The 16,753-nt window shown below is 70.3% G+C and carries 19 protein-coding genes; 16 read left to right on the forward strand and 3 right to left on the reverse strand.

Annotation, left to right across the window (positions count from 1 at the left end; translation table 11 throughout):
* Window positions 1–8: 8 nt before the first annotated feature.
* From AU195_RS01650 to AU195_RS01695, 10 genes are all read left to right on the forward strand, one after another.
* Entirely contained in the window at window positions 9–905 is an 897-nt protein-coding gene (locus AU195_RS01650; RefSeq protein WP_059157375.1) for an AAA family ATPase, read from the forward strand.
* On the forward strand, window positions 905–2,350 hold the full coding sequence (locus tag AU195_RS01655; protein ID WP_059157282.1) for a vWA domain-containing protein: 1,446 nt from the start codon (window positions 905–907) through the stop codon (window positions 2,348–2,350). Before AU195_RS01650 ends, AU195_RS01655 begins: the two co-directional genes overlap by 1 nt.
* Window positions 2,351–2,507: 157 nt before the next feature.
* Window positions 2,508–3,167, forward strand: coding sequence for a nicotinate-nucleotide adenylyltransferase (nadD, locus tag AU195_RS01660; RefSeq protein ID WP_082702930.1), 660 nt, complete (start codon window positions 2,508–2,510; stop codon window positions 3,165–3,167).
* Window positions 3,164–3,532, forward strand: a complete 369-nt coding sequence (gene rsfS, locus AU195_RS01665; RefSeq protein WP_059157284.1) for a ribosome silencing factor — start codon at window positions 3,164–3,166, stop codon at window positions 3,530–3,532. Before nadD ends, rsfS begins: the two co-directional genes overlap by 4 nt.
* Window positions 3,529–4,209, forward strand: a complete 681-nt coding sequence (gene gpgP / locus AU195_RS01670) for a glucosyl-3-phosphoglycerate phosphatase (protein ID WP_059157285.1) — start codon at window positions 3,529–3,531, stop codon at window positions 4,207–4,209. The genes rsfS and gpgP overlap by 4 nt, the downstream gene beginning before the upstream one ends.
* Window positions 4,196–4,945 (forward strand): diglucosylglycerate octanoyltransferase, encoded by a 750-nt coding sequence (gene octT / locus AU195_RS01675; protein ID WP_059157286.1) that lies wholly within the window; start codon window positions 4,196–4,198, stop codon window positions 4,943–4,945. Before gpgP ends, octT begins: the two co-directional genes overlap by 14 nt.
* 3 nt (window positions 4,946–4,948) lie before the next feature.
* Window positions 4,949–5,785 carry a DegV family protein gene (locus AU195_RS01680; protein ID WP_059157287.1) on the forward strand — a complete coding sequence of 279 codons (837 nt, stop codon included), beginning with the start codon at window positions 4,949–4,951 and terminating at the stop codon, window positions 5,783–5,785.
* 104 nt (window positions 5,786–5,889) lie between these two features.
* Window positions 5,890–6,204, forward strand: coding sequence for an ArsR/SmtB family transcription factor (locus AU195_RS01685; RefSeq protein ID WP_502687303.1), 315 nt, complete (start codon window positions 5,890–5,892; stop codon window positions 6,202–6,204).
* Window positions 6,204–6,677 carry an SRPBCC family protein gene (locus AU195_RS01690; RefSeq protein ID WP_059157288.1) on the forward strand — a complete coding sequence of 158 codons (474 nt, stop codon included), beginning with the start codon at window positions 6,204–6,206 and terminating at the stop codon, window positions 6,675–6,677. Before AU195_RS01685 ends, AU195_RS01690 begins: the two co-directional genes overlap by 1 nt.
* Window positions 6,674–7,297, forward strand: coding sequence for a maleylpyruvate isomerase family mycothiol-dependent enzyme (locus AU195_RS01695; protein ID WP_059157289.1), 624 nt, complete (start codon window positions 6,674–6,676; stop codon window positions 7,295–7,297). The genes AU195_RS01690 and AU195_RS01695 overlap by 4 nt, the downstream gene beginning before the upstream one ends.
* A 71-nt stretch (window positions 7,298–7,368) precedes the next feature.
* Here the strand turns inward: AU195_RS01695 and AU195_RS01700 are convergent, their stop codons facing one another.
* Window positions 7,369–8,424, reverse strand: a complete 1,056-nt coding sequence (locus AU195_RS01700; RefSeq protein ID WP_059157290.1) for an NAD(P)H-dependent amine dehydrogenase family protein — start codon at window positions 8,422–8,424, stop codon at window positions 7,369–7,371.
* 146 nt (window positions 8,425–8,570) lie between these two features.
* Here AU195_RS01700 and AU195_RS01705 point away from each other — a divergent pair, with 146 nt between their 5' ends.
* Genes AU195_RS01705 through holA form a run of 3 tightly spaced genes read left to right on the forward strand, consistent with a single transcriptional unit; the run spans window position 8,571 to window position 11,893 of the window.
* A complete protein-coding gene (locus AU195_RS01705) occupies window positions 8,571–9,374 on the forward strand; it encodes a ComEA family DNA-binding protein (protein WP_059157291.1) in 804 nt (267 codons plus the stop codon).
* Window positions 9,371–10,915, forward strand: coding sequence for a ComEC/Rec2 family competence protein (locus AU195_RS01710; protein WP_059157292.1), 1,545 nt, complete (start codon window positions 9,371–9,373; stop codon window positions 10,913–10,915). The genes AU195_RS01705 and AU195_RS01710 overlap by 4 nt, the downstream gene beginning before the upstream one ends.
* 12 nt (window positions 10,916–10,927) lie before the next feature.
* Window positions 10,928–11,893 carry a DNA polymerase III subunit delta gene (gene holA, locus AU195_RS01715; protein WP_059157293.1) on the forward strand — a complete coding sequence of 322 codons (966 nt, stop codon included), beginning with the start codon at window positions 10,928–10,930 and terminating at the stop codon, window positions 11,891–11,893.
* Between the two features lie 11 nt (window positions 11,894–11,904).
* Here the strand turns inward: holA and rpsT are convergent, their stop codons facing one another.
* A complete protein-coding gene (gene rpsT / locus AU195_RS01720; RefSeq protein ID WP_059157294.1) occupies window positions 11,905–12,165 on the reverse strand; it encodes a 30S ribosomal protein S20 in 261 nt (86 codons plus the stop codon).
* 151 nt (window positions 12,166–12,316) lie between these two features.
* Here rpsT and AU195_RS01725 point away from each other — a divergent pair, with 151 nt between their 5' ends.
* Genes AU195_RS01725 through AU195_RS01735 form a run of 3 tightly spaced genes read left to right on the forward strand, consistent with a single transcriptional unit; the run spans window position 12,317 to window position 15,806 of the window.
* Complete coding sequence (locus tag AU195_RS01725) at window positions 12,317–13,975, forward strand: circularly permuted type 2 ATP-grasp protein (RefSeq protein WP_082702931.1); 1,659 nt, start codon at window positions 12,317–12,319, stop codon at window positions 13,973–13,975.
* Between the two features lie 14 nt (window positions 13,976–13,989).
* Window positions 13,990–14,964, forward strand: coding sequence for an alpha-E domain-containing protein (locus AU195_RS01730; RefSeq protein ID WP_059157295.1), 975 nt, complete (start codon window positions 13,990–13,992; stop codon window positions 14,962–14,964).
* Between the two features lie 2 nt (window positions 14,965–14,966).
* The gene (locus AU195_RS01735) at window positions 14,967–15,806 is read left to right on the forward strand and encodes a transglutaminase family protein (RefSeq protein WP_059157296.1); all 840 of its coding nucleotides are present in this window, start codon (window positions 14,967–14,969) and stop codon (window positions 15,804–15,806) included.
* Here AU195_RS01735 and AU195_RS01740 read toward each other — a convergent pair.
* Window positions 15,790–16,647 carry a ribonuclease Z gene (locus AU195_RS01740; RefSeq protein WP_059157297.1) on the reverse strand — a complete coding sequence of 286 codons (858 nt, stop codon included), beginning with the start codon at window positions 16,645–16,647 and terminating at the stop codon, window positions 15,790–15,792. The two genes, AU195_RS01735 and AU195_RS01740, sit on opposite strands and share 17 nt — an antisense overlap.
* Window positions 16,648–16,753 lie beyond the last annotated feature (106 nt).

A 16,753-nucleotide genomic window follows, 5' to 3' on the forward strand; every position in this document is an offset into this window, starting at 1 on the left:
AGAATGACTTGAGCGTCCCCGCACGTCCCGCCCCGCTGTTCGCCGACATCGACGATGTCGCGCGCCGGCTGGCCGAGACCGGATACCTCCCCGACACCGCGACGGCCACCGCGGTCTTCCTCGCCGACCGGCTGGGCAAACCGCTGCTGGTCGAAGGGCCCGCCGGAGTCGGCAAGACCGAACTCGCCCGCGCCGTCGCCCAGGCGACCGGCTCAGGGCTGGTCCGCCTGCAGTGCTACGAGGGGGTGGACGAGGCCCGCGCGCTCTACGAGTGGAACCACGCCAAGCAGATCCTGCGGATCCAGGCCGGTAACGCCGCCGCCGACGCCGAGGGTGGGGACTGGGACCGGACCAAACTCGACGTGTTCAGCGAGGAATTCCTGCTGTCGCGGCCGCTGCTGACCGCGATCCGGCGCACCGAACCGACCGTGCTGCTGGTCGACGAGACCGACAAGGCCGACATCGAGATCGAGGGTCTGCTGCTCGAGGTGCTGTCGGACTTCGCGGTGACCGTGCCGGAACTGGGCACCATCAAGGCCGAACGGACCCCGTTCGTGGTGCTGACCTCCAACGCCACCCGGGAACTCTCCGAGGCCCTCAAGCGGCGCTGCCTGTTTCTGCACATCGACTTCCCCGATCCCGACCTCGAGCGGCGCATCCTGCTGTCCCGGGTGCCGGAACTGCCCGAACACCTGGCCTCCGAGCTGGTCCGCATCATCGGCGTCCTGCGCGGGATGCAGCTCAAGAAACTGCCCTCGGTCGCCGAGACCATCGACTGGGGCCGCACCGTGCTGGCACTCGGCATGGACACCATCGACGACGCGATGATCGCCGCCACGCTCGGTGTGGTGCTCAAACACCAGTCCGACCAGCAGCGCGCCGCCGGAGAGTTAAGGCTCAACTGATGCCGCCCCGCCGCGTCCGGCCGCCGCAGCCGCTGGCTCCGCACGGGATACCCGGCCACCTGGTCGAGTTCGTCGAGGCGCTGCGCAAACAGGGCATCTCGGTGGGCCCGTCGGAGACCGTCGACGCCGGACGGGTGATGGCCGTCCTCGGACTCGGTGACCGCGAGGTGCTGCGCGAAGGGCTCGCGTGTGCGGTGCTGCGGCGCCCGGACCACCGCGACACCTACGACGCGATGTTCGACCTGTTCTTCCCGGCGGCGCTGGGCGGCAGGACCGCGCTGTCCGACGACGAGGAGTCGGACGGCGACGAGCAGGGTCTGCCGCCCGAGGACGTCGAGGCGATGCGTGACGCGCTGCTGAAGTTGCTCACCGACAACCCCGATCTGGCCGACCTGGACGAGCGGTTGTCCGCGATGATCGCCCAGATCGTCGAGTCCTACGGCCGCTACAACTCCAGCAGGGGGCCGTCGTATTCGTCGTATCAGGCGCTCAAGGCGATGAGCCTGGACGATCTGGAGGGGCGCCTGCTCGCGGGCTTGCTCGCGCCCTACGGCGACGAACCCACCCCCACCCAGGAGCAGATCGCCAAGGCCATTGCGGCGCAACGGATATCGCAGTTGCGGAAGATGGTCGAGGGGGAGACCAAACGGCGTACCGCGGAGCAGCTCGGCCGTGAACACGTCCAGATGTACGGGGTGCCCCAGCTCGCCGAGAACGTCGAGTTCCTGCGCGCCTCCGGCGAGCAGCTACGCCAGATGCGCCGGGTGGTAGCCCCGTTGGCCCGCACGCTCGCCACGCGGCTGGCGGCGCGCCGGCGGCGTGCCCGGGCGGGCGAGATCGACATGCGCAAGACGTTGCGCAAGTCCATGTCGACCGGGGGAGTGCCGATCGACGTCGTGCTCAAGAAGCCGCACCCGGCACGGCCGGAACTCGTCGTGCTGTGCGACGTGTCGGGTTCGGTGGCCGGGTTCAGCAACTTCACGCTGATGCTCGTCCACGCGCTGCGTCAACAGTTCTCGCGGGTTCGCGTCTTCGCCTTCATCGACACCACCGACGAGGTCACGGCGTTGTTCGGTCCGGATGCCGATCTGGCGGTGGCCGTGCAGCGCATCACCCGTGAGGCCGGCGTGTACACCCGCGACGGGCACTCCGACTACGGCAACGCCTTCGCGTCGTTCGTGCACAAGTATCCGGAGGCGCTCTCGCCGCGCAGTTCGCTGCTCGTGCTCGGCGACGGGCGCAACAACTACCGCAACCCGGAGACGGAGTTGCTGGCGCGGATGGTCAACGCCAGCCGCCACGCGCACTGGCTCAACCCTGAACCGAAGCATTTGTGGGGCAGCGGGGACTCGGCGACGCCGCGCTACGAGGACATCATCACCATGCACGAGTGCCGCTCGGCCAAACAGCTGGCGGCGGTGATCGACCAGCTGCTGCCCGTCTAGTCGGGCCCCGGATGCTCGCCCCGACCAGACACAGAATCGCGTGATGAGCGCCTCGACCGCGCCGCGTACGAGGTCTCCGAGGTGCTCGCGGTGGACCGCACACCCGCCTGAGTGGCCGGGCGCTGCCGTAAGCTCGCTGTTCGTGCAAAGCCGTCCGATCAGCCACTCGCGCGAAGAGCATCGCACGCGCAGGCTGGGCGTGATGGGCGGGACGTTCGATCCCATCCACCACGGACACCTGGTCGCCGCCAGCGAGGTGGCCGATCTGTTCGAGCTCGACGAGGTCGTGTTCGTGCCGACCGGACAGCCCTGGCAGAAGCACGACCGGCGGGTCACCGCCCCCGAGGACCGCTACCTGATGACGGTGATCGCCACCGCGTCCAACCCCCGGTTCTCCGTCAGCCGGGTGGACATCGACCGCGGCGGCCCCACGTACACCAAGGACACGCTGCGCGATCTGCACGAGCTCAACCCCGACGCCGAGCTGTTCTTCATCACCGGCGCCGACGCGCTGGCCTCGATTCTGTCGTGGCAGAACTGGGAGGAGATGTTCTCGATCGCCCGGTTCGTCGGGGTCAGCCGACCCGGTTACGAGCTGGACGGCAAGCACATCGCGGCAGCCATGCGGGAACTTCCCGATGACGCGCTGTCGTTGGTGGAGGTGCCCGCGTTGGCGATCTCGTCGAGCGACTGCCGCAAGCGCGCCGTCGAAGCGCGGCCGATCTGGTACCTGGTGCCCGACGGGGTGGTGCAGTACGTGACCAAACGCAGGCTCTACCTTCCCGAACCTTCTCCAGAGTTGAGGACATCCGAATGACCGCCTCCGACGAAGCCATCCAGATGGCGACGGTCGCCGCCCGCGCGGCGTCGTCGAAACTCGCCGACGACGTCGTCGTCATCGACGTCTCCGGCCAGCTCGTCATCACCGACTGCTTCGTCATCGCCTCGGCGAGCAACGAGCGCCAGGTGAACGCCATCGTCGACGAGGTGGAGGAGAAGATGCGGCTGGCCGGGCACAAGCCGGCCCGTCGGGAAGGCACCCGCGAGGGACGGTGGACCCTGCTCGACTACGTCGACATCGTCGTCCACATCCAGCATCAGGACGAGCGCAACTTCTACGCGCTGGACCGGTTGTGGCGCGACTGCCCGACCGTCCCGGTCGATCTGGACGGCCACGCGTGAGGGTGCGCCGCCTGGTGCTGCTGCGGCACGGCCAGACCGAGTTCAACGCGGGCAGGCGCATGCAGGGCCAGCTCGACACCGAGCTCTCGGAGCTGGGGCGGGAGCAGGCGGTCGTGGCCGCCGAGGCGCTGGCCAAACGTCAGCCGCTGCTCATCGTGTCCTCGGATCTGCGGCGCGCGCTGGACACGGCCGTCGCGCTCGGTGAACGCTCCGGGCTGCCGGTGTCGGTCGACACCCGGCTGCGGGAGACGCATCTGGGTGACTGGCAGGGGATGACCCATGTCGAGGTCGACGCCGTCGCGCCGGGCGCCCGGCTGGCCTGGCGAGAGGACGCGAGGTGGGCGCCGCACGGCGGGGAGAGTCGGGTCGACGTGGCGGCCCGCAGCCGTCCGTTGGTGGCCGAACTCGTTGCCGGACAACCTGAGTGGGGTTCTGAATCGGACGGTCACGAGCCCGACCGGCCGGTCGTGCTGGTGGCCCACGGCGGTCTCATCGCCGCGCTGACCGCGGATCTGCTCGGGCTGCCGGTGGACAACTGGCCGGTGCTCGGCGGCATGGGCAACGCCAGTTGGGTGCAGCTGTCGGGGCACTCACACCCCGACGCGGGACTCGACGACATCCGCTGGCGGCTCGACGTGTGGAACGCCTCGGCGCAGGTCGGCCATGACGTCCTCTGAGCCCGACCCCGCCCGCCGGACGCTGCTGGTGTTCGCCGATTCGCTGGCCTACTACGGCCCGACCGGCGGTCTGCCGTCCGACGACCCTCGAATCTGGCCCAATCTCGTTGCGAGCGAACTCGGTTGGGATCTCGAATTGATCGGCCGCATCGGCTGGACGTGCCGCGACGTGTGGTGGGCGGCGACCCAGGATCCACGGGCGTGGGCGGCGCTGCCGCGCGCCGGTGCGGTCGTCTTCGCCACCGGCGGCATGGATTCGCTGCCTTCGCCGCTGCCCACCGCGTTGCGGGAGCTGATCCGTTACGTCCGGCCGCCGTGGTTGCGCCGGTGGGTGCGCGACGGTTACGGCTGGGTCCAACCGAGGCTGTCGCCGGTCGCCCGGGCCGCGCTGCCGCCGCACCTGAGCGCGGAGTACCTCGAGATGACCCGGGGCGCCATCGACTTCAACCGCCCCGGCATCCCGATCGTCGCGTCGCTGCCCTCGGTGCACATCGCCGAGACCTATGGCCGAGCGCATCACGGCCGGGCAGGCACGGTGCGGGCTCTCACCGAATGGGCCGCGCAGCACGATGTCCCGCTCGTCGACCTCAAGGCCGCCGTCGCCGAACAGGTCCTCGGCGGGCGCGGAAACCCCGACGGCATCCACTGGAACTTCGAGGCGCATCAGGCGGTGGCCGAGCTGATGCTCAAGGCGCTCGCCGAAGCCGGTGTGCCCCAACCCGTCCCGGGGGAGTGACGGATGGCGGTCGTGGTGGTCACCGACGCCTCGTCCCGGTTGCCGGTCGAGGACTTGCAGCGCTGGAACATCCGGCAGGTGCCTCTGCACGTTCTGGTCGACGAGCACGATCTGCGTGACGGCGTCGATGTCATCCCGAACGACATCCACGAGCGCCCGCACGTGACGACCTCCGGTGCCACACCGGGCGAACTCGGCAAGGCCTACCGGCGGGCGCTGGCCGACAGCGGCGGTGACGGTGTGGTCGCGGTCCATCTCTCGGCGGCCCTGTCAAGCACCTTCAGCTCCGCGGTGGCCGCGGCTCGCGAATTCGGATCGGCTGTGCGGGTGGTGAACTCGCGGTCGGCCGCGATGGGGGTCGGCTTCGTCGCGACCGCGGCGGCGCGTTGCGCGGCCGCGGGTGGTGATCTCGACACCGTCGAGGCGGTCGCACGGTCGGCGGTCCCGCGGGGTTCGGCGTTCATCGTGGTGCACCGGCTCGACAATCTGCGGCGCAGCGGCCGGATCGGCGCGACGTCGTCGTGGTTGGGAACGGCGCTGTCGCTGAAACCGCTGCTGCGGATCGACGTCGACGGCCGGCTCGAACTCGCCCAGCGCATCAGGACCGCGTCGAAGGCGCACGCCGCACTGGTCGACCAGGTGGCCGAGGTCGTCGGGGACCGCCGCGCGGCCGTGGCGGTGCACCACGTCGACAACCACGACGCCGCCGACGCCGTCGGCGCGGCACTGACCGAGCGGCTGCCGCAGATCGAGACGCTCACGGTCACCGATATGGGGCCGGTGCTGGCGATCCACCTCGGCGCCGGCGCGGTCGGGGTCTGCGTCTGCCTCTCGGACTGAACTCCCGCGGGCGCCGACACTACGGAACCTGACGGATTCACCCGCATGTCGAATCAACAACCGTCGTCTCGACGAGCGGTCCGGTAAGTGGTAACTTACGGTTCGTGGCCACTTACCACGGCGCCTGGGAGGCGATGGCCGATAGGACCCGGCGCACCATCGTCGAACGGCTCGCGCGCGGCCCGTGTGCGGTCGGGGAACTGGCTCGGGATCTGCCCGTCAGCCGGCCGGCGGTCTCACAGCACCTCAAAGTGCTCAAGCGGGCCGGGCTCGTCCACGACCGGGCGGACGGTACGCGACGCGTGTACCAGCTGGACCCCTCCGGGCTGGCGGGCATGCGCGCCGACCTCGACCGGTTCTGGACGCAGGCGCTGGCCGGTTTCAAGGAGATCGCCGAACGGCGGGAAGGAGACGATTGATGAGACCCTTGCAGCGCAACACCATTCGCCACGAAGTGACAGTCGAGGCCCCGCTGGCGCACGCCTTCCGGGTGTTCACCGAGCGGTTCGGTGACTTCAAACCGCGTGAGCACAATCTGCTCGCCGTGCCGATCGCCGAGACGGTGTTCGAGCCGCACGTGGGCGGCCATATCTACGACCGCGGCGTCGACGGCAGCGAGTGTCGGTGGGCCCGCGTCGTGGCCTACGAGCCGCCGAACCGCGTGGTGTTCACGTGGGACATCGGCCCGAGCTGGCAACTGGAGACCGATCCCCGACGGGCCAGCGATGTGGAGGTGCGGTTCATCCCCGTGACCGCCCAGCGCACGCGTGTCGTGCTGGAACACCGTCACCTCGACCGGCACGGCGACGGCTGGGAATCCGTCGCCAGGGGTGTCGACGGCGACGCCGGCTGGCCGCTGTACCTCCAGCGGTACGAAGGCCTGCTGACATGACGGCACCACCCTCGCTCTGCGCGCTCACCCACGCCGAGCGGGCCGACCTCGCCGACTTCCTGGCCACCCTGACGCCCGAGCAATGGCACGCACCGAGCCTGTGTACCGCGTGGACGGTCAAAGACGTTGTCGCCCACGTCGTCTCCTACGAGGAGCTGGGCGTCGCCGGATTCCTCGGTCGGTTGGCGAAGGGCCGGATCGCCCACGCCAACCAGGTCGGGGTCGACGAGTTCGCCCATCTGACCGAGTCGGAGCTGGTGGACTACCTCAACCGTCACCTCGACCCTTCGGGGCTGACGGCGCGGTTGGGCGGGATGATCGGCTTCGTCGACGGCACCATCCATCACCAGGACATCCGTCGTGCGCTGAACCGGCCGCGCACCGTACCGGCCGAGCGGCTGTCGCGGGTCCTGCCGCTGCTGCCCGGCAACCCCAGGCTGGGCGTGGGCCGGCGCATCCGGGGTCTGCGACTACGAGCCACCGACGTCGACTGGACGCACGGCGACGGGCCCGAGGTGGCGGGTCCCGGGGAGGCTCTGATGATGGCGATGGCGGGCCGCCCGGCCGCGCTCGCCGACCTCACCGGACCGGGTAAACCGCTTCTGGCGCAGCGGCTCTGAGCGCCGACACTACGGAAGTCGACCGCTTCACCCGCGATCGGCTTCAGCAACCGTAGTCTCGGCGCACGTGGTCAGGCGATCCGGCCGGTGACCGGCGGCAGATCCTTGAGCGTCACGATGCCCGGCGGCGCGGCGACCACGGCCGGCACCGCGTTGGTCACCGGCATCGCGGTGTAGATCATCCCGAGGCCCATGAAGCCGGGTTCGGTCCAGTCGCGCGGCGGCAGGCAGTGCAGCACCGTGCGCATGTTCGGCAGCCCGAACACCTGGATGACATGACCGTGCTCGAGCGGTTTGGGCGGCGTGACGTGATCGCCCATGATCCAGTTGAATCCGACGCTGACGACGTTGCGGTCGCCCACCCAGCCGCGGTGGTAGCCGTACACCCCGGCGACGGTGCCGGCCGGGATCTGCATAGGGCCGAGGTCGGTGTCGCCTGTGGCGGTGCTGAACTCGACGTCGAAGGTGATGCGGTCGAGCGTGGCGCCGATCGCGTCGGCCATCATCGCCGCCGACTCGGCGAACACCTCACTCTCCCGGCGGACGCTCTCGGCCAGCCCCGGGGTATCGGGGTCCTGGGAGAAACCCATCGCCGTCTGCGTGCCCGCCGACTCGTAGGTCGAGCAGTCCACCGACTCGGTGATACGGATCTCGTCGACGCGTTCGCAGGCGCCGGACAGGACCATGCCGACCATGTTCGTCATCCCGGGGTGGGCGCCGCTGCCGAAGATCGTCGAACCGCCTGCGGCACAGGCCTTCCGGATTCGGTCGAGATCCTCCGGTGACTGCTTGCCCCCGGTGATCCAGGCGGCGCTGGAGCACACGTTGATCCCGGCCTCGAGCAGGCGGGTCAGCTCGTCGACGTCCGGCCAGAGCGGGTTGTAACAGCAGGCGTCCGGCCGCAGTGCGATCAACGCGTCGATGTCATTGGTGGCGGCGACGCCGGTCGGGTCCGGCCGGCCCGCGAGTTCGGCGGCGTCCACCCCGACCTTGTCGGCGCCGTGCGCGTAGACGCCGACCAGTTCCATGTCGTCCCGGCCGATGATGGCGTGCAACGATCGCCTGCCGATGTTCCCGGTGGTCCACTGGATCACGCGCAGGGGTCGTCCGGTGGTCGGTGGGGTCATCTCAGCGCGCCTCCTCGTCGAGCCTGCATTCGCGTCTAGACCCTAGGGGTTGGACGCCATCCACAGCGCCGTGTTCATCCACAAGGGTGCCTACTCGGGCGCCGCGCGCGGTCGCTGCGACGGACGGCGTCCCTACCGTCGGGCGCATGCGGACCGAAGAGCCGGCCGAGCGGCTGCACCGCCGACTCGGCGCCGAAGAGGAGCCCGACCACGACGAGGCGCGGCCGGACACCGCCCTGTCCCGGTGGCTGCCCGACGCGGCCACGCCGGCGGGGGGGGGGGGGGTGGCGGCGGTGCGCGCGGACCCCGGTCGCGCCGGTGTGGCCGGGCTCGCCGTCGTGGGCGTCATCGCCGTGCTGGTCACGGTTTTCACCCTGTGGCGCGACGATCCGCCGCCGGTGGTCGCGGCGAAACTGCCCGACGTCGAGATGGTGTCGTCGGCGTCGCCCAAACCCGCCCCGGACCAGCCGGTGATCGTCAGCGTCGTCGGGCTGGTCCGCAGGCCGGGGCTGGTGACGCTCGCGCCGGGCGCCCGGATCGCCGACGCGCTGGAGGCCGCCGGGGGAGCGGTCGACGGCGCCGACCTGATCGGGCTGAACATGGCACGCCGGCTCAGCGACGGCGAACAGATCATCGTCGGGATCGCCCCCGCGCCCGGACAGCCCGCCACCATGGGCAGTTCGACCAGCGGAGCGGCTGACGGTGCGGCGGCGGCTCCGTCCGGCACCGTGCCCGCCGAACCGACCAGGGCCGCGGGTGAGCCGGTCAACCTCAACACCGCGACCGTCGAGCAACTCGACACGCTGCCGGGCGTCGGGCCGGTCACCGCGGCGGCGATCGTCGCCTGGCGGGACGCCAACGGCGCGTTCACCAGCGTCGACCAACTCGGCGAGGTGGACGGCATCGGCCCGGCGCGGCTGGCCAAACTTCGTGACCTGGTCCATGTGTGAGCGACGAGGCGGCGCCGGTCGACCTACGCCTGGTACCGGCGGCGTCGACCGGCTGGGCGGTGACCGCGGCCGGGATCCAGTGGGGCGTCACCGCTGCGGTGCTCGTGCTGCTCGGCGGGATCGCCGCGACGGCCGCGGCAGCGGTGTGGAGCGGCGGCGCGGGGACGGCCACCGCGGCGATGCGGTCGGCGGCGGCCGCGCTTGCGGCCGTCGCGGTCGTGGGTGGTGGGTTCGCCGTCGCGGTGGCCGCGCGGGCCGACCAGGTGCGCCACCACCCGATCGTGGCGCTCTACGGGTCGACGGTGTCGGTGACGCTCACCCCCGGCGACAGCCCGCGACCGCTCGGCGGTGGGCGCCTGATGTTCCGGGCCGTCCTGCACGAGGTGAACGGCAGGCCCACCTCGGGCCGGGTGGTGGTCTTCGCCTCGGCGCACGGCTTCTCGGACGTGAGCGCGGGCCGCCCGGCGGCGTTTCGCGCCAGGATCGGCAGACCGACGCGGCGGGACCTCACCGTTGCCGTGCTCTCGGCGACGGGGGACGCGGAAGTGGGGACGGCCGCACCGGCGCACCGGATGGCACAGCACATCCGCACCGGGTTCGCCGACGCCGCGCGCGGGGTGCTGCCGGTCGATCAGGCGGCGATGCTGCCCGCACTGGTGCTCGGGGATACCGCGGCGGTACCGCCGGACACCACTGCGGATTTCCGCGCCGCCGGGCTGACCCATCTGACGGCGGTGTCGGGTGCGAACGTGACGATCGTCTGTGGCGCGGTGCTGCTCAGCGCGGCGTTGATCGGGCCGCGGGCGGCGGTCGCGCTGGCCGGGCTGGCGCTGATCGCGTTCGTCGTGGTCGTGCAGCCGTCGGCGAGCGTGTTGCGTGCCGCGGTGATGGGGGCGATCACCCTGCTCGCGATGGTCACGCACCGGCGCAGGCAGGCGATCCCGGCGCTGGCGGCGAGCGTGCTGCTACTCCTGGTCGCCGCGCCGGAACTGGCCGTGGATGCGGGCTTCGCGCTGTCGGTGGCGGCGACGGCCGGTCTGGTGGTGATCGCGCCGGTGTGGTCGCGGCGACTGACCGGGCGGGGGTGGCCCAAACCGCTCGCCGATGCCGTGGGCGTCGCGATGGCCGCCCAGCTCGTCACCGCGCCGCTGGTGGCGGGCATCTCGGGCCGCGTCAGCCTGGTGTCGGTGCTGGCGAATGTGGCTGTGGCGCCGGTTATTCCACCCATCACGGTGATCGGCTCCGCCGCGGCAGGGCTGTGTTCGCTGTGGCCGGCGGGCGCCGGGCTGCTGATCCGGTTCACCGGACCGCAGCTGTGGTGGCTGCTGCGGGTGGCCCGATGGGCGGCGTCGGTGCCCGGCGCGTCGGTGCCGGTGCCGTCCGGTTGGGCCGGTGTCGGGCTGGTGGCGGTGGGCGGGATCGCGCTCGTCGTGCTGTGGCGGTGGCGGTGGGGGCGAAGGGCCGCCGCGGCGGCGGCGCTGTGTCTGGTGGCGTGGTCGCTGTCCGGCCACGCCGCGCTCGGCAGTGTCGGCGGCGCGTGACACGATCGTCGGGTGAGCCAACAGGTCGCAGCCCTCCATCTGGTCCTGGGGGACGAGGAACTGCTCGTCGAGCGCGCGGTGGCCGCCGTGCTGAGAAATGCGCGCAAGATCGCAGGCACCGACGACGTCCCGGTCGACCGGCTACGCGCCGGTGAGGTGAGCACCAGCGAACTCGCCGAACTGCTCAGCCCGTCGCTGTTCTCCGACGAGCGGGTGGTGGTGCTCGAATCGGCCGCCGAGGCCGGCAAGGACGCGGTCGCGCTGATCGCCACCGCGGCGGCCGACCTGCCGCCGGGTACGATGCTCGTCGTCGTGCACTCGGGTGGGGGACGCGCGAAGGCGCTGGCCGATCAACTCAAGAAGCTCGGCGCCGAAGTGCATCCGTGCGCCAAGATCGTCAAGGCCGCCGAGCGGGCGGATTTCGTGCGCAAGGAGTTCCGCAGCCACAAGGTCAAGGTCACCGACGACACTGTCACCGCGGTGCTCGACGCGGTCGGTTCCGACATCCGCGAACTCGCGGCCGCCTGCTCGCAACTGGTGGCCGACACCGCCGGCGAGGTCAGCGCGGCCGCGGTGCGCCGGTACCACTCCGGCAAGGCGGAGGTGAAGGGGTTCGACATCGCCGACAAGGCGGTGACCGGCGACGTCGCCGGGGCCGCCGAGGCGCTGCGATGGGCGATGCTCAGCGGCGAGCCGCAGGTGGTGCTGGCCGATGCGCTGGCCGAGGCGGTGCACACCATCGCCCGGGTCGCGCCTCTGTCGGGTGATCCCTACCGGCTGGCCGGCGAACTGGGTATGCCGCCGTGGCGGGTTCAGAAGGCGCAGAAGCAGGCGCGGCGCTGGTCGCGGGCGTCGGTGGCGGAGGCCATGCGGCTGGTCGCAGCACTCAACGCCGACGTCAAGGGCGCAGCGGCCGATGCCGACTACGCCCTGGAGTCAGCGGTGCGCAGAGTCGCCGAACTCGTGGCCGACCAGTAAAGCGGAACTGCTCAGAGCTTGTTGAGCGCGACCGCGAGCGCCGACTTCTTGTTGGCGGCCTGGTTCTTGTGGATGACGCCCTTGCTGGCGGCCTTGTCCAGCTTGCGGCTGGTCGCGGCGAGCAGCTCGGCGGCCTTGTCCTTGTCGCCGGCGTCGAGGGCCTCACGGAAGCCGCGCACCGCGGTGCGCAGCGAGGACTTCACCGACTGGTTGCGCAGACGCCGCTTCTCGTTGGTACGGATGCGCTTTTCCTGCGACTTGATGTTGGCCACGTAGAGCAGTCCTTTTCGAATATCGGGTGGATGATGCAAAGTCTCCGGCCGCGCCGACACGGCGGGCAGCGGTTGTCCAGGTTACCAGCGAGGCACTGAATCGACCAAAGTGAGCCCCGCTAACCTGCTTGAACGCCCGGTGTGGGGCAAAGTGTCATGCGTGAGCCTGCGCACCCTGCCGACCGAGTCCAGCCGATCCTCCCGCACCAACGGAGCGCGGACCAAACGGCACGACGGAATCTTCGCCGGCTACAACAGCGTCGGTGGCTACGACCGGGCCTTCGACGAGATGTTCGACGCCCAGGGCAACGTGCGCGGCCCCTACAAGGGGATCTTCGCCGAACTCGCCCCCGCCGACGCCTCCGACCTGCAGGCCCGCGCGGACGCCCTCGACCGGGCGTTCATCAATCAGGGCATCACCTTCTCGCTGTCCGGTCAGGAGCGGCCGCTGCCGCTGGACCTGGTGCCGCGGGTGATCTCCGCCGGCGAGTGGACCCGGCTCGAACGCGGCATCACCCAGCGCGTGCGGGCGCTCGAGGCCTATCTCGACGACATCTACGGCGAGCAGCACATCCTGCGCGACGGCGTCATCCCGCGCCGGCTCGTCACGTCCTGTGAGCACTTCCACCGCGAGGCCGCAGGCATCAACCCGCCCAACGGGGTGCGCATCCACGTGGCGGGCATCGACTTGATCCGCGACGACCAGGGCAACTTCCGCGTGCTCGAGGACAACCTGCGGTCGCCGTCCGGGGTGTCGTACGTGATGGAGAACCGCCGCACCATGGCGCGGGTGTTCCCCAACCTGTTCGCCACCCACCGGGTGCGCGCCGTCGGCGACTACGCCTCGCATCTGCTGCGCGCGCTGCGCAACGCGGCCGCCTCCAACGAGGCGGACCCGACGGTCGTGGTGCTGACACCGGGGGTCTACAACTCGGCGTACTTCGAGCACTCGCTGCTCGCGCGGCAGATGGGTGTGGAACTCGTCGAGGGCCGCGACCTGTTCTGCCGCGACAACACCGTCTACATGCGCACCACCGCGGGTGAGCGCCGGGTCGACGTCATCTACCGGCGCATCGACGACGCGTTCCTCGACCCGATGCAGTTCCGTCCCGACTCGGTGCTCGGCGTGGCCGGGCTGCTCAACGCCGCGCGGGCCGGCAACGTCGTCATCTCCAGCGCCGTGGGCAACGGGGTCGGAGACGACAAGCTCGTCTACACCTACGTGCCGACGATCATCGAGTACTACCTCGGCGAGAAGCCCCTGCTGGCCAACGTCGACACCTACCGGTGCTGGCTCGACGAGGAACGCGAGGAGGTGCTCGACCGGGTCACCGAACTGGTGATCAAGCCGGTCGAGGGCTCCGGCGGGTACGGCATCGTGTTCGGCCCGGACGCGTCGGAGAAAGAGCTCAACACCATCTGCAAGAAGATCCGCAACGACCCCCGTGGGTGGATCGCCCAGCCGGTGATGCAGCTGTCCACCGTGCCGACCCAGATCGGCGGCAAGCTGGCGCCCCGCCACGTCGACCTGCGACCGTTCGCGGTCAACGACGGCAACGACGTGTGGGTGCTGCCCGGCGGGCTCACCCGCGTCGCGCTGCCGGAGGGCTCGCTGGTGGTCAACTCCAGTCAGGGCGGCGGGTCGAAGGACACCTGGGTGCTGGCGTCGCGCACCTCGGCCGCCGACCGGGAACTGGCCGCCGCGGAGGTGGTGCGGGCGCTGCCGAAGGCGGCCAAGGCCACCAAGGTCGACAAGAACGCGGACGGGCAGTCCGCAGAACAGCTGCAGCAGCAGCAACAGCAGCAGTAGGGGGTTGTCGGAACATGCTGGCACGCAACGCCGAATCGCTGTACTGGATCGGTCGCTACGTCGAGCGCGCGGACGACACCGCCCGGATCCTCGACGTGACCGTCCATCAACTCCTCGAGGACTCCAGCGTCGACCCTGACCGGGTGGCACGCACGCTGCTGCGGGTGCTCGGTATGGAGGCGCCCGATCACCCCCTCGACGTGTGGTCGCTGACTGACCTCGTGGCATTCAACCGGGACACCGCGGACGGTACGTCGATCGTCGACTCCATTTCCGCGGCGCGCGAAAACGCCCGCGGCGCACGCGAAGTCACCTCCACCGAAATCTGGGAGTGTCTCAACACCACCTACAACGCCCTGGCCGAACGCGAACGCGCCGCCAAACGCCTCGGCCCGCACGAGTTCCTGTCCTACGTCGAGGGCCGCGCCGCGATGTTCGCCGGTCTGGCCGACTCCACGCTCAGTCGTGACGACGGTTACCGCTTCATGGTGCTCGGCCGCGCGATCGAACGGGTCGACATGATGGTGCGGCTGCTGCTCTCCCGCGTCGGCGACAGCGGATCGTCACCCGCGTGGGTCACGCTGCTGCGGTCGGCCGGCGCGCACGACACCTACCTGCGCACCTACCGGGGTGTGCTCGACGCCGGCCGCGTCGTGGAGTTCATGATGCTCGACCGCCTGTTCCCGCGGTCGATCTTCTACTCGCTGCGCCTCGCCGAGCACAATCTCGACGAACTGCTCAACCGGCCGCACAACCGGTTGGGCGCCACCGCCGAAGCGCAACGTCTGCTGGGGCGTGCGCGCAGCGAACTGGAGTTCATGCATCCCGGTGTCCTGCTCGAATCGCTCGAGCAACGGCTGGCCGGGTTGCAGAGGACCTGCAGCGAGGTCGGAGAAGCTTTGGCGCTGCAGTACTTTCACGTCGCGCCGTGGGTCGCTTGGACCGATGCCGGCCGCAACACGCTGGTCATCGAAGAAGGGGAGGTCTGAACATGTGGCGGATGCGGGTGGTGCACGCGACGGGCTACGCCTACAAGTCGCCGGTCACCGCGTCGTTCAACGAGGCCCGCCTGACGCCGCGTTCGGACACCCGGCAGAACGTCATCCTCAACCGGATCGAGACCGCGCCGGCCACCCGCCAGTACCGCTACGTCGACTACTGGGGCACCGCGGTGACCGCGTTCGACCTGCACGCGCCACACACCGAACTCGAGGTGACGGCCTCCTCCGTCGTCGAAACCGATGTCGGCGACCACCCCGCGGAAACCGTGACGTGGGACGACCTGCGGTCCGAGGCGGTCATCGACCGGTTCGACGAGGTGCTCACCGCGTCGCACTACACCCCGGACAGCAAGCGCATCGCCCGGGTGGGCCAGCGCATCGCGAAGTATCACGACCCGTACGAGGCGGTGACCGCCGCCGCGAACTGGGTGCACACCGAACTCGACTACGTGCCGGGGACCACCGGGGTGCACTCGTCGGGCCTCGACGCGCTGCGGGAGGGCAAGGGAGTGTGCCAGGACTTCGCGCACCTGTCGCTGATCCTGTTGCGCAGCATGGGCATACCCGCGCGCTACGTATCGGGCTACCTGCATCCGAAGAAGGACGCCGCCGTGGGTGACACTGTCGACGGCCAGAGCCACGCGTGGGTGCAGGCATGGACCGGCGGCTGGTGGCACTACGACCCCACCAACGACACCGACATCAACGAGCAGTACATCAGCGTGGGCGTCGGACGTGACTACGCCGACGTCTCACCGCTCAAGGGCATCTACTCGGGGGAGGGGTCCACCGACCTCGACGTGGTCGTGGAGATCACCCGCCTGGCTTGACGCAGACCCCCGGGTGCACCTCGACGCGGTGCAGGTCGTCGCCGAGTTCGATCTGACGGGGGAACACCGTGGCCGCCCGCGCCCGCCAGTCGTCCTCCTGTCCGGGGGCGATCGGGGGCAGGTAGTGGGTGAGCACCAGGATCCCGACGCCGGCGCGTTCCGCGGTCGCGGCGGCCTCCTCGACCGAGGAGTGGTAGTCGCAGACCTCGCGCACCCGCTGCTGAGGTGCCCGTTCGACCAGATCCTTGCGAATCACGGTGTGCACCAAGGCGCCTGCGCCCGCCGCCAGCTCGTCGAGCGTCGCGCACGGTACGGTGTCGCCGGCCAGCACCACCGAGGCGTCGGCATGTTCGACGCGGAACCCGACCGTGGGGGCGACGGGGCGGTGATCGGTGGGCGCGACGCGGACGGTGACGCCGTCGTGGTCCCACACCACGCCCTCGGTGACCTCCCGCACCTCGACCTGTGGCGGTGCGGTCAGGTCGGGGTGGTGGGCGATGCGGTAGCCGATGTCGTGGCCGAACGCCTCGAGCATCGTCGTCACCGTCCGGGCGGTGCCGGGTGGGCCGATGATCTGCAGCGGCACCTGCTCGGTGAACGTGGTCACCCACCGGGTGATCAGCAGGTCGCCGAGATCGGCGATGTGGTCGCTGTGCAGGTGGGTCAGCAGCAGAGCGGACAATTCGTTGGCGGCGGTCGCCGCGGCGGCCATTCGGAGCTGGACGCCGCGACCGCAGTCGACGAGGAAGGTGTGGCCGCCCGCGCGCACCAGTGTCGACGGGCCGGCCCGCCGCGCGTCGGGGATGGGACTTCCGGTTCCGAGCAGGGTGACCTCGATCATGGCCTCATGGGTACTCCGCCCCGCGGTGGGCGTCAGGCGATTGGCTATTCCGATCGCGGCGAATACGGCCTAACCTGATGTGAGCCGTATCACACGAGGCGGAGGC

The sequence above is a fragment of the Mycobacterium sp. IS-1496 genome (assembly GCF_001499995.1).
In the GTDB taxonomy this organism is placed as follows: Bacteria; Actinomycetota; Actinomycetes; order Mycobacteriales; family Mycobacteriaceae; genus Mycobacterium.

What these genes read in the sequence shown, in the direction of transcription:
- rsfS (WP_059157284.1), top strand. Translation starts at nt 3,164, where the DNA reads ATGACCGCCTCCGACGAAGCCATCCAGATGGCGACGGTCGCCGCCCGC.
- AU195_RS01680 (WP_059157287.1), top strand. Translation starts at nt 4,949, where the DNA reads ATGGCGGTCGTGGTGGTCACCGACGCCTCGTCCCGGTTGCCGGTCGAG.
- AU195_RS01735 (WP_059157296.1), top strand. Translation starts at nt 14,967, where the DNA reads ATGTGGCGGATGCGGGTGGTGCACGCGACGGGCTACGCCTACAAGTCG.
- AU195_RS01655 (WP_059157282.1), top strand. Translation starts at nt 905, where the DNA reads ATGCCGCCCCGCCGCGTCCGGCCGCCGCAGCCGCTGGCTCCGCACGGG.
- octT (WP_059157286.1), top strand. Translation starts at nt 4,196, where the DNA reads ATGACGTCCTCTGAGCCCGACCCCGCCCGCCGGACGCTGCTGGTGTTC.
- AU195_RS01705 (WP_059157291.1), top strand. Translation starts at nt 8,571, where the DNA reads ATGCGGACCGAAGAGCCGGCCGAGCGGCTGCACCGCCGACTCGGCGCC.
- AU195_RS01690 (WP_059157288.1), top strand. Translation starts at nt 6,204, where the DNA reads ATGAGACCCTTGCAGCGCAACACCATTCGCCACGAAGTGACAGTCGAG.
- AU195_RS01730 (WP_059157295.1), top strand. Translation starts at nt 13,990, where the DNA reads ATGCTGGCACGCAACGCCGAATCGCTGTACTGGATCGGTCGCTACGTC.
- AU195_RS01700 (WP_059157290.1), bottom strand. Translation starts at nt 8,424, where the DNA reads ATGACCCCACCGACCACCGGACGACCCCTGCGCGTGATCCAGTGGACC.
- AU195_RS01740 (WP_059157297.1), bottom strand. Translation starts at nt 16,647, where the DNA reads ATGATCGAGGTCACCCTGCTCGGAACCGGAAGTCCCATCCCCGACGCG.
- AU195_RS01695 (WP_059157289.1), top strand. Translation starts at nt 6,674, where the DNA reads ATGACGGCACCACCCTCGCTCTGCGCGCTCACCCACGCCGAGCGGGCC.